Origin of the sequence: Ketobacter alkanivorans (assembly GCF_002863865.1) — a bacterium.
Classification (GTDB): Bacteria; Pseudomonadota; Gammaproteobacteria; order Pseudomonadales; family Ketobacteraceae; genus Ketobacter; species Ketobacter alkanivorans.
Map to the genome: position 1 here is coordinate 4711116 of NZ_CP022684.1, position 13195 is coordinate 4724310.

13 protein-coding genes are annotated in these 13195 nt (G+C 53.5%); 11 read left to right on the forward strand and 2 right to left on the reverse strand.

Features of this window, described 5'->3' with window-relative positions; all coding sequences use genetic code 11:
* Positions 1-11: 11 nt before the first annotated feature.
* The 3 genes from Kalk_RS20210 to Kalk_RS20220 are packed head-to-tail and all read left to right on the forward strand — an operon-like array spanning position 12 to position 3330.
* Complete coding sequence (locus Kalk_RS20210) at positions 12-839, forward strand: SDR family NAD(P)-dependent oxidoreductase (protein ID WP_101895978.1); 828 nt, start codon at positions 12-14, stop codon at positions 837-839.
* 40 nt (positions 840-879) lie between these two features.
* Positions 880-1806: a ferritin-like domain-containing protein gene (locus Kalk_RS20215; RefSeq protein WP_101895979.1), complete on the forward strand. Its 927-nt coding sequence runs from the start codon at positions 880-882 to the stop codon at positions 1804-1806.
* 36 nt (positions 1807-1842) lie between these two features.
* On the forward strand, positions 1843-3330 hold the full coding sequence (locus tag Kalk_RS20220; RefSeq protein ID WP_101895980.1) for a flavin-containing monooxygenase: 1488 nt from the start codon (positions 1843-1845) through the stop codon (positions 3328-3330).
* Positions 3331-3432: 102 nt separating this feature from the next.
* Here the strand turns inward: Kalk_RS20220 and Kalk_RS20225 are convergent, their stop codons facing one another.
* Complete coding sequence (locus Kalk_RS20225) at positions 3433-4332, reverse strand: oxidoreductase (protein ID WP_101895981.1); 900 nt, start codon at positions 4330-4332, stop codon at positions 3433-3435.
* A 212-nt stretch (positions 4333-4544) separates the two neighbouring features.
* Here Kalk_RS20225 and Kalk_RS20230 point away from each other — a divergent pair, with 212 nt between their 5' ends.
* The 3 genes from Kalk_RS20230 to lolD all read left to right on the forward strand — a co-directional run bounded on the left by Kalk_RS20230 (position 4545) and on the right by lolD (position 7237).
* Positions 4545-5204: a TetR/AcrR family transcriptional regulator gene (locus tag Kalk_RS20230; RefSeq protein WP_101895982.1), complete on the forward strand. Its 660-nt coding sequence runs from the start codon at positions 4545-4547 to the stop codon at positions 5202-5204.
* A 70-nt stretch (positions 5205-5274) separates the two neighbouring features.
* Positions 5275-6522 (forward strand): lipoprotein-releasing ABC transporter permease subunit, encoded by a 1248-nt coding sequence (locus tag Kalk_RS20235; protein WP_101895983.1) that lies wholly within the window; start codon positions 5275-5277, stop codon positions 6520-6522.
* Positions 6515-7237 carry a lipoprotein-releasing ABC transporter ATP-binding protein LolD gene (gene lolD / locus Kalk_RS20240; protein ID WP_101895984.1) on the forward strand — a complete coding sequence of 241 codons (723 nt, stop codon included), beginning with the start codon at positions 6515-6517 and terminating at the stop codon, positions 7235-7237. Before Kalk_RS20235 ends, lolD begins: the two co-directional genes overlap by 8 nt.
* On the opposite strand, the gene Kalk_RS20245 is transcribed toward lolD, so the two are convergent.
* Positions 7234-7800, reverse strand: a complete 567-nt coding sequence (locus Kalk_RS20245) for a DUF2062 domain-containing protein (RefSeq protein ID WP_101895985.1) — start codon at positions 7798-7800, stop codon at positions 7234-7236. The two genes, lolD and Kalk_RS20245, sit on opposite strands and share 4 nt — an antisense overlap.
* Before the next feature lie 66 nt (positions 7801-7866).
* On the opposite strand from Kalk_RS20245, the gene Kalk_RS20250 reads away from it, so the two are divergent.
* The 5 genes from Kalk_RS20250 to kdsB all read left to right on the forward strand — a co-directional run bounded on the left by Kalk_RS20250 (position 7867) and on the right by kdsB (position 13173).
* A complete protein-coding gene (locus tag Kalk_RS20250) occupies positions 7867-10179 on the forward strand; it encodes a ComEC/Rec2 family competence protein (protein ID WP_101895986.1) in 2313 nt (770 codons plus the stop codon).
* 88 nt (positions 10180-10267) lie between these two features.
* Entirely contained in the window at positions 10268-10903 is a 636-nt protein-coding gene (locus tag Kalk_RS20255) for a MotA/TolQ/ExbB proton channel family protein (RefSeq protein ID WP_101896417.1), read from the forward strand.
* The gene (locus Kalk_RS20260; protein WP_101895987.1) at positions 10900-11316 is read left to right on the forward strand and encodes an ExbD/TolR family protein; all 417 of its coding nucleotides are present in this window, start codon (positions 10900-10902) and stop codon (positions 11314-11316) included. Before Kalk_RS20255 ends, Kalk_RS20260 begins: the two co-directional genes overlap by 4 nt.
* A 13-nt stretch (positions 11317-11329) precedes the next feature.
* Positions 11330-12385 (forward strand): tetraacyldisaccharide 4'-kinase, encoded by a 1056-nt coding sequence (lpxK, locus tag Kalk_RS20265; RefSeq protein ID WP_101895988.1) that lies wholly within the window; start codon positions 11330-11332, stop codon positions 12383-12385.
* A 23-nt stretch (positions 12386-12408) separates the two neighbouring features.
* Positions 12409-13173: a 3-deoxy-manno-octulosonate cytidylyltransferase gene (gene kdsB, locus Kalk_RS20270; RefSeq protein ID WP_101895989.1), complete on the forward strand. Its 765-nt coding sequence runs from the start codon at positions 12409-12411 to the stop codon at positions 13171-13173.
* The last annotated feature ends 22 nt before the right edge of the window (positions 13174-13195 follow it).

Genomic DNA, 13195 nt, shown 5'->3' on the forward strand with positions numbered 1-13195 from the left:
TGGGTATTCACATGGCAAAACAAAAACGTTCCTGGCATAGCAATGCGGTGGTCACCGGGGCTGGCAGCGGCATTGGTCGGGCTTTTGCGCTGGAGCTGGCGGCACGCAAGGGCAGGGTAGTGTGTTCAGACATCCTGTTGGAGCGAGCTGAGGAAACCGCAGAGATGATTCGGAAGCAGGGGGGCGAGGCCCTGGCGCTGCAAGTCGACGTGTCCAAAATAACCGCAGTCGAGGCCCTCGCCAAGCAGGCGGAGAAGTGGCTGGGCGCGCCTGTGGATCTGGTGGTCAACAATGCGGGCGTCGGTGCTGGAGGCAAGCAGGTGGGCGATATCCCCCTGGCAGATTGGAAGTGGGTTATGGGGGTGAATCTGTGGGGAGTGATCCACGGTTGTCATGTGTTTGCCCCCCGTCTGCGAGCCGCAGGTCGAGGTGGCATCGTGAATGTGTGTTCCACCGCCAGTTTTGCAGCCGCTCCCCGCATGGGGCCTTATAACGTCAGTAAGGCGGCGGCTCTGGCTCTGTCTGAAACCCTGGCGGCGGAGATGAGCGGAACAGGCATAGCGGTGACGGCCCTTTGCCCTACCTGGGTTAAAACCAATATCGCCGTTGATGGTCGCATCGACGCAGGCGCTGCCCGCTGGGCGGACAAGTTGATGGCACGTACCGGGTTATCACCGGAGCGGGTCGCGCGGCAAACCTTGGATGCACTGGATCGCGGGCAGCTTTACGTGTTGCCGCAGTTGGATGCCAAGGCGATCTGGGGAGCCAAGCGATATCTACCTTCTTTATACACCCGTGGCGCTGGTCTGTTGAATCGGCTGGTGAGCGCCGGGGCCTGAACGTCACACCGCAGTTAACGCATTACCGGGAGAAACAACAATGGCTCTTATCGATCTGGACAAAATGCTGGAAAAGATCAAAAGCACTCAATGGGCGCTGGCGGACTTCGATTGGGATGCCCCAGGGGTGGATAGAATCACCCCCGAGCAGTGGCCCAAATTAAAAGAGTTTATGGCGGATCTGATGTGGATCGAGCACGTGGGTGCCCGAGGGTTTGCTGCTATGGCCAAGAAAGCCCCAACGGACACCTTACGGCAGATTTACCGGTATTTTCATGCCGAGGAGCAGCGTCATGCCAACGCCGAAATGGCGTTGATGAAGCGCTGGGGCATGCTGGAAGGGGATGACATACCGGAGCCGAATGTGAATTTGCGCCTGGTGATTGAATGGTTGGATCGCTACGCCGATGAGATGCCGTACTACGTTTTGGGCACTGTGATCCCGATGTTGGAAGTGGCTTTGGATGGAGCGCTGTGCAAGTTTCTGTTGGACACAGTAGACGATCCACTCTGCCATGACGTGTTCAAGCGCATAAATGATGATGAATCCCGACATCTTGGCGTAGGGTTTACCGTGATGGAAATGCAGGGACACAGTGCCTCTTATATCAAAGCGGTTCAGATGATGGGGCCTTTGATTGATCCACGCTTGATGTTGGGCATTCTTTCCTATCTTCCGTTGCTCAACAAAATGCGTGACAACATTGTGGCGCTGGGCTTACCGGAGGAAAAACTCTACGACGCCATGAAAAAGTTCGAACGAATTGGCGGACGCACCGAAGATGGCAGGCGCAATCCCTGGTATCAGATCATTTCTCGCCATGGCCGCATTATGGTGAATCGCAATAATCGCTTTTATCACGCTCCTGTCGATGCACTGGTGCGTGTTACCGGGAAAATCCCCACCGCGATGCTGCCAAAGGTGCCTTCCTGGGTGAAAGAGCTGACCTACCAACCTACGGCGTAAGCCACTTTCACTGTTCACACACCCATTGATTGCGTGATGACTATGACAACTCAAGAGCATCCAGTACAGAGCGCCGATGTGTTAATCATCGGTGCAGGCTTTGCCGGTTTAGGTATGGCGATCCGCCTTAAACAGGCAGGCATTCATAACATTATTATCCTCGAGCGAGGCACCCAGGTGGGTGGCACCTGGCGTGATAACCAGTATCCTGGTGCGGCCTGCGATATTCCGTCGAACCTGTATTCCTATTCCTTTGCGCCTAATCCAGACTGGTCCAGAAGCTACTCAGGCAGTGCAGAAATTCTCGAATACATTCATTCCATGGTGCGTGATTTTGAACTGCATCCATTTATCCAGTTTGAAAAAAACGTGGCGGGTATCGAGTTTGATGAGCAGCACGGCCTATGGCACGCCACCACAGACAAGGGGGAGCGCTATAGCGCGCGGGCCACGGTCTTGGCGTCGGGTCCGCTTTCCAACTGCAGTTTGCCCAACATCCCCGGTATCAACGACTACCAAGGCAAGAAGATACACAGCGCCCGTTGGGATCATGCTTACGACCTGAGCGGCAAGAAAGTAGCCGTAGTGGGTACGGGGGCCAGTGCAGTGCAGATTATACCGGAGCTGGTGCAGCAGGTGGATCACCTGACCGTGTTCCAGCGCACGCCAGGTTGGGTGTTGCCTCGCGTTGATCTGGCAACGCCGGAATGGAACAAAGCGTTGTTCCGCACGTTGCCTGGCGCTCAGTATATGACGCGGCAGGCGCTTTATGGTGTTCATGAAGCGATGGCGCTGGCGCTGATTTGGCGTTCACCCCTGACTGCGGTGGCAGAGCGGGTAGCGCTGATGCATCTTCGGCATCAAGTAAAGGATCGCTGGATGCGGCGTCAGCTTACTCCTGATTTTCGTATTGGTTGTAAACGGGTTTTGATGACCAATGATTACTATCCTGCGCTGCAACAACCCAACTGCAAACTGATTACCTGGCCCATTGTACAGATGACCCCGAAAGGCATTCGTTCAGTGGAAGGTATTGAGCACCAATTTGATTGTGTGGTGTTTGCCACCGGTTTCGATGTTGGGAAGGCGGGTGCACCGTTTTCTGTGAAGGGGTTAAATGGCCGTGACTTGGATGACGAATGGCAGATCGGAGCTCAGGCCTACAAAAGCATTAGCGTGTCCGGTTATCCTAACCTGTTCCTGACTTTTGGCCCTAATTCCGGCCCCGGTCATAATTCCGCATTGGTGTATATGGAATCGCAATTGGATTACGCGGTAAAAGGTATTCAGAAAATCCTGCAGGCCGATTTACTGGCCCTGGATGTCAATGCCTCTGCCCAGTCTGCATTCAACCGTAATATTCAAAAACGGTTAGCAAAAACCAATTGGAATTCTGGCTGCAAAAGCTGGTATCTCACCGATGACGGTTTTAACGCCACCATGTACCCCGGTTTTGCCACCGAGTACCTTGCCCAGATGAGCCAGTTCAAAGAAAAGGACTACCATCTGGTGCAGGCCGGTTGATCTAATAATTTAAAAATGACTTGAACTTGTCTCGACTTTGACGCGTGCGACTGACCCCTATCTGCTCTTTGTCAGTCGCACTTTTTTCCGGGTCGGTCTACTTTAGGCTGCCGACAAAAACGATTCCTGAGTCAGTTGTTCTGATACCTGCCACAATTTTTTTGCTGTCGCTTCATCATTGGATTTAGCGTTGGAGTAGGCCAGATCCGGCTTGCCTTTCAACTCGAACAACCCGTTCGGGCCGATGTATTCGCCACCGGTTAAAGATGGTTCTGTTGCGCCGTAAAGGGTTGGCAGGCAGCCATCCTGTTGTGACTGTGAGAATATGGAATTGAACAGGCTGCCACCGGTTACATGGCGCTGCAGGTTGGTATTGGCATAACCCGGATGCACTGCCACCGCGATCACCTTCGAGCCCTGTCGTTGCAAGCGTCGCTGCAGCTCTTTGGCAAACATCAGGTTGGCCAACTTGCTTTGCCCGTAGGCCAGCCAGCGTGAATAACGTTTCTCCCAGTTGAGATTGTTGAAATGAATGCGACCGAAGCGATGTGCCACGCTGCTGACCACCACAATCCGTCCGGCGTCCGATTGCTCCAGCAACGGAAACAAGCGCGCGGTGAGCGCGAAATGCCCGAGATGGTTGGTACCAAACTGACTCTCAAACCCATCTTCTGTCTTGCTGTAAGGAGGGATCATGATGCCAGCGTTGTTCACCAGGATGTCTAATCGATCATGACGTTTTAGGAAAGCATCGGCAAAGCTGCGCACAGAGGTCAGGCTGGAAAGGTCAAGGCTCATCAGCTCCAGATCTGCGGCAGGGGTGGCTTGCTTGATACTCTCCAATGCGGCCTGACCTTTGCTCTGGTTACGGCAAGCCATCATCACCTTCGCACCCTTGGCAGCCAATACTTTTGCCGCTTCCAGACCTATGCCACTGTTGGCGCCGGTAATGAGAACGTGCTTTCCACTCAGATTAGGGATGGAATCGATATTCCAGGACATGGTGCGCTCCTTGTTGTGGGTGTTTGTCGATCGGTGTCGGCTTAATCTACAATGGATATAAGTGACCAGTGGTCGTTAAATTAAAAGACCGTCGGTCTCTTGTCAAGCGGTGCTTGTCATCGAGCTTTGTCTGCCATCTAAAGTCCTGATTTAAAAGGAGGGATATTTCAAATGCCGAGAACCCACAGAACCAACATGCTAGAATCGGCATTATGAAATGCGTAACTGACTTTAAAAGGGCGCGTCAGCCTGAACAGATAGAACAACGCCGTCAGGATATCCTGCGGGCTGCGGCTGCACTAATGGCGGATAAAGGCTTCGATCAGGTAAGCCTGAATGCCATTGCCCGCGAAGCCGGTGTGGCGAAATCCAATGTCTACCGTTACTTTGAAGGCCGTGAAGAGATTTTCCTCACCTTGTTGCGGCAGGATTGGGATCAGTGGCTGCTGCAAATGGAGCAGGATATTGCCCATTTGGAAGGCAGTGGCGATGTGGAAGCATTTTCAGTCCTGATCGCAGAATCTATTGCGGGCTCGCCTCGGATGTGTCAACTGGTGAGTGTATTGGCGACGGTGTTGGAACAGAACCTGTCCGAGCAGGCATTGTTAACGTTCAAAACTGAATCCATGCAGTTGGGCCTGAGGATGATGTCGGGGGTTCAGCGTGTATTGCCTGATCTTGCGGCAGAGGATCTGATGCAATTGGGGCATACCATCATCGCGTTAATCGCCGGGTTGTGGCCGTTGGGTAATCCGCCGCTTGCAGTGCAGAAGGTGATGGCAAGGCCTGAGCTTGCTCCGTTTCAAATACAATTCCAGCCCGCGTTGCAAATGGCATTGAACTTGATGCTGAAAGGGGCCTCTAAGGCCTGACGACACAATAACCTGCGTGCCGCTGGCTGCACCGTAGAATTCCCTCTAACCCTGTGGTTTAATGCCCCCCATGTTCAGACCAGTATCCTTATTTGTTGGATTACGCTATACGCGAGCCAAGCGGCGTAATCACTTTATATCGTTTATTTCACTGACCTCCATTTTAGGCCTTACCCTCGGTGTAATGGTGCTGATTGTGGTGCTTTCGGTGATGAACGGCTTCGACCGTGAATTGCAGCGCCGCATACTGGGTATGGTGCCCCAGGCCAGCGTGGTGGGCTATCAACCGTTTGATGGTTGGGAATCCATTGTCGAGCAAGCGGAGCAAAACCCTGAAGTGGTGGGGGCTGCGCCTTTCATCCAGTTGCAGGGCCTGCTCAGTAATAAGGGCGCAGTAGACAGCGCATTCATCAGCGGCATCCACCCCGATTACGAAGATCGCGTTTCCATTTTGTCAGAACACATCACAGCCGGTTCTTTACAAGAACTGCAACCCGGCAGCTTTAACGTTATTTTGGGCTCGGCACTGGCGCGCAAACTGGGCCTGGTGGTCGGCGACAAAGTGACACTGGTATTGCCAGAGGCCGCCGTTACCCCTGCAGGCATCATTCCCCGTTTTAAACGCTTCACCGTCGTGGGCACCTTCAGAGTGGGTGCCGAGCTGGATGGTATGGTGGGCTTTATTCATCTGGAAGATGCCGCGCGATTGGCCCGGATGAAAGGCAAAGTTGAAGGGGTGCGATTGAAAGTACAGGATCTGTTCAGTGCCGGGCGGGTGTCCTGGGAGCTGGTGACCAAGCTGCAGGCTGAATTGCCGACGCAATTTTACGCCTCCGACTGGACTCGAACCCACGGCACTTTGTTTCAGGCCATTAAAATGGAAAAGACCATGATGGCATTATTGCTGCTGCTGATCGTTGCGGTGGCTGCGTTCAATATTGTGTCCAGTCTGGTCATGGTAGTGACGGATAAAAAATCGGATATTGCGATATTGCGCACCCTGGGGGCTTCCCCTGGCACCATCATGGGCATCTTTATGGTGCAGGGCAGCTTTATCGGCATAGTAGGCACCCTGGCGGGTACCGGCCTTGGTGTGTTGGTGGCTCTTAATATCAGTGACTTTGCGTTGTGGCTGGAGACGGCCCTTAACACCAAGTTGTTCGAACAATACTTTGTGAACTATCTGCCTTCTGAATTGCGCTGGGAAAACGTCTTCTTTGTCAGCGGAATGGGGTTTCTGATGAGTTTTGCCGCAACCCTGTATCCCGCGCGCAAGGCATCTAAAGTACAACCGGCGGAGGCTCTGCGTTATGAGTAAAGCCATTCTGGAATGCCGTGATCTCACCAAGCACTTTGATGAGGGGCCAGCTCAGGTTCAGGTGTTAAAATCAGTAAACTTCACCCTTAACAAGGGGGAGTTCGCGGCCATTATTGGTAACTCCGGCTCCGGCAAGACCACCTTGCTGCATATGCTCAGTGGCCTGGATGTGCCCAGCAGTGGTCAGGTTTTGATTAATGGCGAGGACTTCAGCTCGTTGAGCGACAAACAGCGAGGCGTAGTCCGTAATCGACATATCGGGTTCGTGTATCAGTTCCATCACCTATTGCCCGAGTTCAGCGCGCTGGAAAACGTTGCCATGCCATTGATGCTGCGCAAAGGCTCCATTGCTGACGTCAAACGTCAGGCCGGTGAGATGCTGGAGCGGGTAGGTCTGGGTCATCGAATACAACACAAGCCTTCTGAACTATCCGGCGGCGAGCGGCAGCGGGTCGCCATTGCCAGAGCCTTGGTGACTCAGCCATCCTGCGTTATGGCCGATGAACCCACCGGTAACCTGGATGTGCATACGGCCCATGAGATTCAAATGCTGATGCATGAATTGAACCGCAGCCTGGAAACGTCGTTTCTGATTGTGACCCATGATTTGGGTTTGGCGCGTCAGGTAGATCGGGTTGTTAAGATGGAGGACGGGCACCTAATGGAGGCCGACAAGTCAGCCCTGGAGCGTTTGGGCGATATTATTGCCGGTTAGTGGGAGCTCTTTTTCAGGCGGCGTTCCTGACGATGGTTCCAGGAACGGTAAATGTGAAGACGCCAAACCAACCTGATAGCAATGAAGCTCAGGGTGGCGCTGGTCAGGCCCACAATGGCGCATCCCAGAAATAAAGGCCCCATGGCTTTCCAGCCCACTTCCGCCAGTTGTTTCAGAAACGCATCAAAATCCGTCAGAATGATATCGAAATTGACTCGAATGGGGTTGCCCGTCGTGTCAACGGGTACGCCTACGATCCAGGCACCCACCTCGTAACAAAAGAAATACAAGGGAATGTAGGTGAAAGGATTACTCACCCAGGTTGAAGCAACCGATATCGGCAGATTGCCGTGGATAAAAAAACAAAAGAAAATGGCCACGAAGATCTGTATTGGTAGCGGAATAAAGGCGCAAAGCACTCCGGCGAAGATCCCGGCCGATACGGAGCGCCGGTTCAAATGCCAAAGATTGGGATCTTTGATTCTCGGCCCAAGCTTGGATAGCCAACGATTTTCTGTGATCGTGTGGGGCGCTGGAATGTACTTTCTAAATAGTTTTTTCAAGGCCGACGGTTACTCGATTCCTGCAAAAGCGCGCTTATTATGCCGACAATGGAGGCATAACACTAGATGTGGACGTTAGTACTTGGCATTCCGGTGGGAATTGTTGTGGGTGTCGTTATGCTTTCGGGCATTTTTGGCCAAAATACTACAGTTATCCTGCTGTTAGCTGCGATTTCTCTTGCTGCGCTTTACCTTGTCGGGCCCCGCTTTTCTGACCGCTTAATCACCGTCATACGGGTGGTTTGTTTGCTGCTTGCACTGATTGTGGGCATGAGTATTGGGAGCCTCGCCAAACACCGATTCCAACCAATGGCCTTGGATACCAATCTTACTTATTACCTCACTGGAACCGTTACCGGGGTGCCCCGCTGGGGTAAATACAGCCGTCGCTATCAGGTCGAAGCAGCCTGTGTGGGCAGTCAGGCACAGCAGTGTGATCTGTATCGGAGCAGTCTGCCCTTGTGGCCTGTGGTTATCGAGGTAACCGCCACCGGAGCGCAACCGGAGCTGGTGCCGGGTCAGCGTCTACAGATTCAAGTCAGGCCCAAACAGCAACAATTGCAGGCAAGCCCTGCCGCGTTCGATGTGAAGCGCTGGTTGCTGTCGACACACACGGTGGCGCGCACGGCGCTGTTGAAGGGCAGTGAAGTCAAGCTGCTGGGGCAACGGGTGTTCACACTTGACCGGTTTCGCGCCCAACTGAATCGATATCTGGCAGATAGAAGGGAAGATCCCCGCTGGGCAGGGTTAACCTCCTATCCGGTGATATTGGCCCTGGTGAGTGGTGATCGCAGCTTGATGAACGATAACCATTGGGATGTTTTCAACCGCACGGGCACCACTCATCTGGTGGCTATCTCGGGTTTGCATATTGGGTTGGTGGCTGCCTTTGCAATGTTCGTTCTGCAGCCAGTGTTCAGGCGTTGGCGCTGGTTCACCAATCGCTATCCTGCCAGTCATGGAGCCGTCTTTGGCGCCTGGTGGGTGGCGCTGTTTTATACGGCGATGGCGGGGTTTGCGCTGCCCACCCAGCGCGCGTTGATCATGCTGACCGTGTTTGTAGTGTTGAAACTGCTGGGGCGTGCCCGGCAATTGTGGTTTGGTTTGGCGGCAGCTTTTTGTCTGGTGTTGTTGTGGGATCCCGTGGCCTGCCTTTCCATGGGGTTCTGGCTTTCTTTCACAGCCGTGTATTTGATCCTGTGGTTAATTGGCGGTGAAGTTGAAAAGTCATCAGCCACCTCGCAATGGATCACCGTGCAGTTGGGGCTGTTTGTTGGGCTGGCCCCGGTGTTGCTTTGGACGGTGCATTCGGTATCTCTGGTGTCTGCGTTAACAAATGTGGTGGCCATACCGGTTATTGGTTTTGTTGTGGTGCCAGTATCGCTGCTGTGGGCTCTGCTGTGGAGTGTGTTTGGGGATCAGGTCGGGTTCCTGCTGGATTGGGCTGCAGCGTTACAGGATGGATTGTTGTGGCTGTTGCAAGTAAGTGCGGGTTGGCGTTACAGCGTTTGGACCGTTGGCGAGCGCGGTTTTGCCAGCATGGCGCTGGCCATGGTCGGAGTGTTGTGGCTGGTAAGCGCCGGGGTGCCGGGTAGAATCTGGGGTGCTGTGTTGATGTTGCCGTTGCTGATGCCCCAGGTCCATGGCTTGGGCGCCTATGTTATGGGGGCAGGCTCTGGCCGTTTGGTTTTTCACTTTGAAGACCGCGTTGTGTCTTTATCCCGAAGTCATTGGCCTCAGCCGTTGGCCAGTTGGCAAGCGGATCTGATGGCGCATTGGGGCATAGGTATACCGCCAGGAGCCATTACGGTAAACAATAGCAAGGCACTGTGGTTGTCGACCGGTGCGGTGATGAGTGAGTTTGAGCTTTCCAGCAACCCCTTGGGGGCGCGTCAGCTAGAGCGAATGACATACTTTGATCTTTGCAAGCAGCTCCCAAATGACTTGGATGGGGAGGGTGAACGTGAAGGTGACAATATCAGCATGGTGCCTTGGCTGGATACCCGCTACCCAAAACATTGCGCGGTGGAAATTCAGTGGCAAGGCCCGCGATCCACAAGGCAGCGTTGGCTATATTGGCCAATCGACAGCGTCCGAGTGCAGCGCAGCCTGCTAAAACAGCTGGCCAACGAACGTTTCGATCTGATCCTGCTGGATGTAGGCAAAGGTAAATCGGTAGAGGAAGGGGTTTTGAGCCTGTTAAAGGCAGGCAAATCCCTGATTATTACCATGAAGCCCGTGCCAGATGCTCTGCGTACCATCATGCAGCAACGAGGGTTACAGCTGCATACGATTACAGTCGATGGCTATTATTCGGTGCCACTGGCGGAGCCCGGTAGCGCTACGCTCCATGAATCGGCTGAAATTGGATCAAAATGAGATCCAGCTAACGCCCCGGTTCCGAAAAAATGCTACAGTGTGCTACAGTAAAAATCAGTTAAAAAATAGGAGATTACAGCGCGTGCGAGTGCTTGATTTGATTTTAGCTGGGGGCATGGTCATGTACCCCATCATTTTGTGCTCGATTTTGGCGTTGGCCATCATCGTTGAGCGTTTGTGGGCGCTGCGTGTGAATAAAATTAGCCCCCGCAACCTGATTTCTCAGGTATGGGGATGGGTGAAAAACGGCAAACTCGATGGCAAAAAAGTCAAAGAATTGCGTGACTCATCACCATTGGGGCGGGTGTTGGCGACTGGTCTTATCAACGCCAAACACGGCCGTGACATTATGAAGGAAGCCATTGTCGATACCGCCACCCATGAAATTCATGAAATGGGGCGCTTTCTTAACCTGTTAGGTTCGATTGCTGCAGTCGCTCCCTTGCTGGGTCTGCTGGGTACGGTTATCGGTATGATTAAAGTATTCAATGCCATTGTGTTGGAAGGCGCTGGCAACGCGGCGATTCTGGCCGGTGGCATTTCCGAAGCGCTGTACACGACTGCCGCCGGCTTGGTGGTGGCGATTCCTGCACTGTTTTTCCATCGTTTTTTCAGTCGACGTATCGACGAGATCGCGGTCATGATGGAGCAGGATGCAGTCAAGTTAGTGGATGTAATTCACGGTGACCGGGAAGCGGAATCTTCCGAAGGTGATAAAAAGTGAAGTTCCAGCGCCAACCGGTGGAGGAGGTTAATGTTAACCTCACGTCGTTAATTGATGTGGTGTTTCTGCTGCTGATATTTTTCATGGTGTCGACCACGTTTACCCGCGAGCGAGAGTTGACAGTGGAGCTGCCTGAAGCGGTCGCTGAAGGAGCAGCAGAGGCGGCAGAATTCATAGAAATTGAAGTCAATGCAGAAGGCGAATACGCAGTTAATAAGCAGTTGTTGGTGAACCGCGACCGCGAAACTCTGGCAAAGGCACTGAAGGATCAGTCCAAGGGTAACTTCGATCTGCCAATGATAATCACCGCCGATGCGAACGCCACCCATCAAGCAGTGATGACGGCCATGGATGTGTCAGGGGAGCTTGGTTTCACCAAGTTGAGACTTACCGCCCAGCAACCGGAGCAATAGCGTTTCGGTTGCCATGACTGTGTTGCATCGCTTCTTCAACTCGCTCTGGTATGGTCATAACCCACTGGCCTGGTTGTTTTGGCCCCTCTCTTTAGTATTCAAGTTCATCTCTCGCCAGCGCCGCAATCGTTATCTGAATGGCCAATCCCCGGCGCATCACCCTGAGGTGCCGGTCATTGTGGTAGGCAATATCAGTGTGGGCGGTACCGGCAAAACCCCTGTCACCATTTGGCTTATTGAACAACTGCAAAAGCAGGGTTTGCGGCCGGGTGTCGTGAGTCGTGGTTATGGTGGAAAGGCCCCCCGTTACCCCCACACTGTCACTGACAGTGATAGTGCCTCCGTGGTGGGGGATGAGCCGCTGATGATTCACCTTCGTACTGGCGTGCCTGTGGTGGTGGACCCTGATCGTTCGGCGGCGGCTCGATCTATAACAGGTAGTGGTGCGGTTGATGTGATCATCAGCGATGATGGGCTGCAGCATTATGGGCTTTCCCGCACGGTTGAATTGGTGGTGGTCGATGGCAGTCGCGGATTTGGCAATGGCAAAGTGCTGCCAATGGGGCCCTTGCGAGAGCCGATTCACCGCCTGCAGTCTGTGGATGCCGTCATTGTTAACGGTGGCGACGCCAGCCTACCTTGTTCTGGCGGGATGCTTTCCCGTTGGGGGGTGCCGGAGCAGAAATGCTTTCCCATGCAGGTGGAGCCGGGTGAGGCCGTAGGACTTAATTCGGACTCCAGCTCCTTACTGCATGAAGCCCTGCAGCAACAGGTCACAGCCATTGCCGGTATTGGCAACCCGCAGCGTTTTTTCAGCACGTTACAGCATCAGGGCATTAAACATCTGCCGGTATCCTTTCCGGATCATCATGACTACAGTGAGCTGGACCTGGAACCGTACCAGTCCGGTTTTGTGCTCACCACCGAAAAAGACGCGGTTAAACTACGTCGATTCACTGGCCTTAAAGGGGCCTATTTGCCCATAAATGCGCAGATTCAGCCTGAGCTTATCGATGTTATAATGCAACGATTGGAGCACTTCCAGGCACATCACCGCCATCTTTACTAAGTACATTGATATTGAGATAAGCCATGACTGAGTACCGCGTCATCATTCCCGCCCGTTATGCATCCACACGTCTGCCAGGCAAACCTCTGTTGGACATTGCCGGTAAACCCATGATTCAGCGAGTCTACGAGCAGGCCTGCTTGAGTGGCGCAAAGGAAGTGGTGGTGGCCACAGACGATATTCGAATTGAAGAAGCTGCCCGTAGTTTTGGCGCCAACGTGGTGATGACCCGGGTAGATCATGAGTCGGGCACGGATCGCCTGCAGGAAGTGGTCAGCAAATTGTCATTGGCCGATGATGATATTGTGGTGAATGTGCAAGGCGATGAGCCCTTGATTCCACCGCAGGTCATCGATCAGGTGGCACAGAATCTTGCGGGTTCCAATGCGGGTATATCGACCCTGAGCGAACCGATCGAGAGCATCGACACCGTGTTTGATCCCAATGCGGTAAAAGTGGTGGCCGATGCCAGCGGGTATGCGCTCTATTTCAGTCGGGCCCCGATCCCATTCAGTCGCGACACCTATGAGGCGGCCACTCGAAGTGGCAGTTTGCCGGTGCACATGCCAGTGCAGCGCCACATCGGCATATACGGTTATCGAGTGGCCTTGCTGCATAACTTTGTGCGCTGGGGTTCTTGCCCGCTGGAGAAGACGGAATGCCTGGAGCAGCTGCGGGCTATGTGGCACGGGGTGAAAATTCATGTGGAGCAGGCAGCGGTGAAACCGCCTGCCGGTGTTGATACCCAGCAGGATCTGGATCGGGTTCGGGCGCTGTTTGCAGGTTGATATTCAGCTGCACTATTAATTA

Coding starts and splice junctions, on each gene's coding strand:
- Kalk_RS20210 (WP_101895978.1), top strand. CDS start 12: ATGGCAAAACAAAAACGTTCCTGGCATAGCAATGCGGTGGTCACCGGG.
- Kalk_RS20215 (WP_101895979.1), top strand. CDS start 880: ATGGCTCTTATCGATCTGGACAAAATGCTGGAAAAGATCAAAAGCACT.
- Kalk_RS20220 (WP_101895980.1), top strand. CDS start 1,843: ATGACTATGACAACTCAAGAGCATCCAGTACAGAGCGCCGATGTGTTA.
- Kalk_RS20225 (WP_101895981.1), bottom strand. CDS start 4,332: ATGTCCTGGAATATCGATTCCATCCCTAATCTGAGTGGAAAGCACGTT.
- Kalk_RS20230 (WP_101895982.1), top strand. CDS start 4,545: ATGAAATGCGTAACTGACTTTAAAAGGGCGCGTCAGCCTGAACAGATA.
- Kalk_RS20235 (WP_101895983.1), top strand. CDS start 5,275: ATGTTCAGACCAGTATCCTTATTTGTTGGATTACGCTATACGCGAGCC.
- lolD (WP_101895984.1), top strand. CDS start 6,515: ATGAGTAAAGCCATTCTGGAATGCCGTGATCTCACCAAGCACTTTGAT.
- Kalk_RS20250 (WP_101895986.1), top strand. CDS start 7,867: ATGTGGACGTTAGTACTTGGCATTCCGGTGGGAATTGTTGTGGGTGTC.
- lpxK (WP_101895988.1), top strand. CDS start 11,330: ATGACTGTGTTGCATCGCTTCTTCAACTCGCTCTGGTATGGTCATAAC.
- kdsB (WP_101895989.1), top strand. CDS start 12,409: ATGACTGAGTACCGCGTCATCATTCCCGCCCGTTATGCATCCACACGT.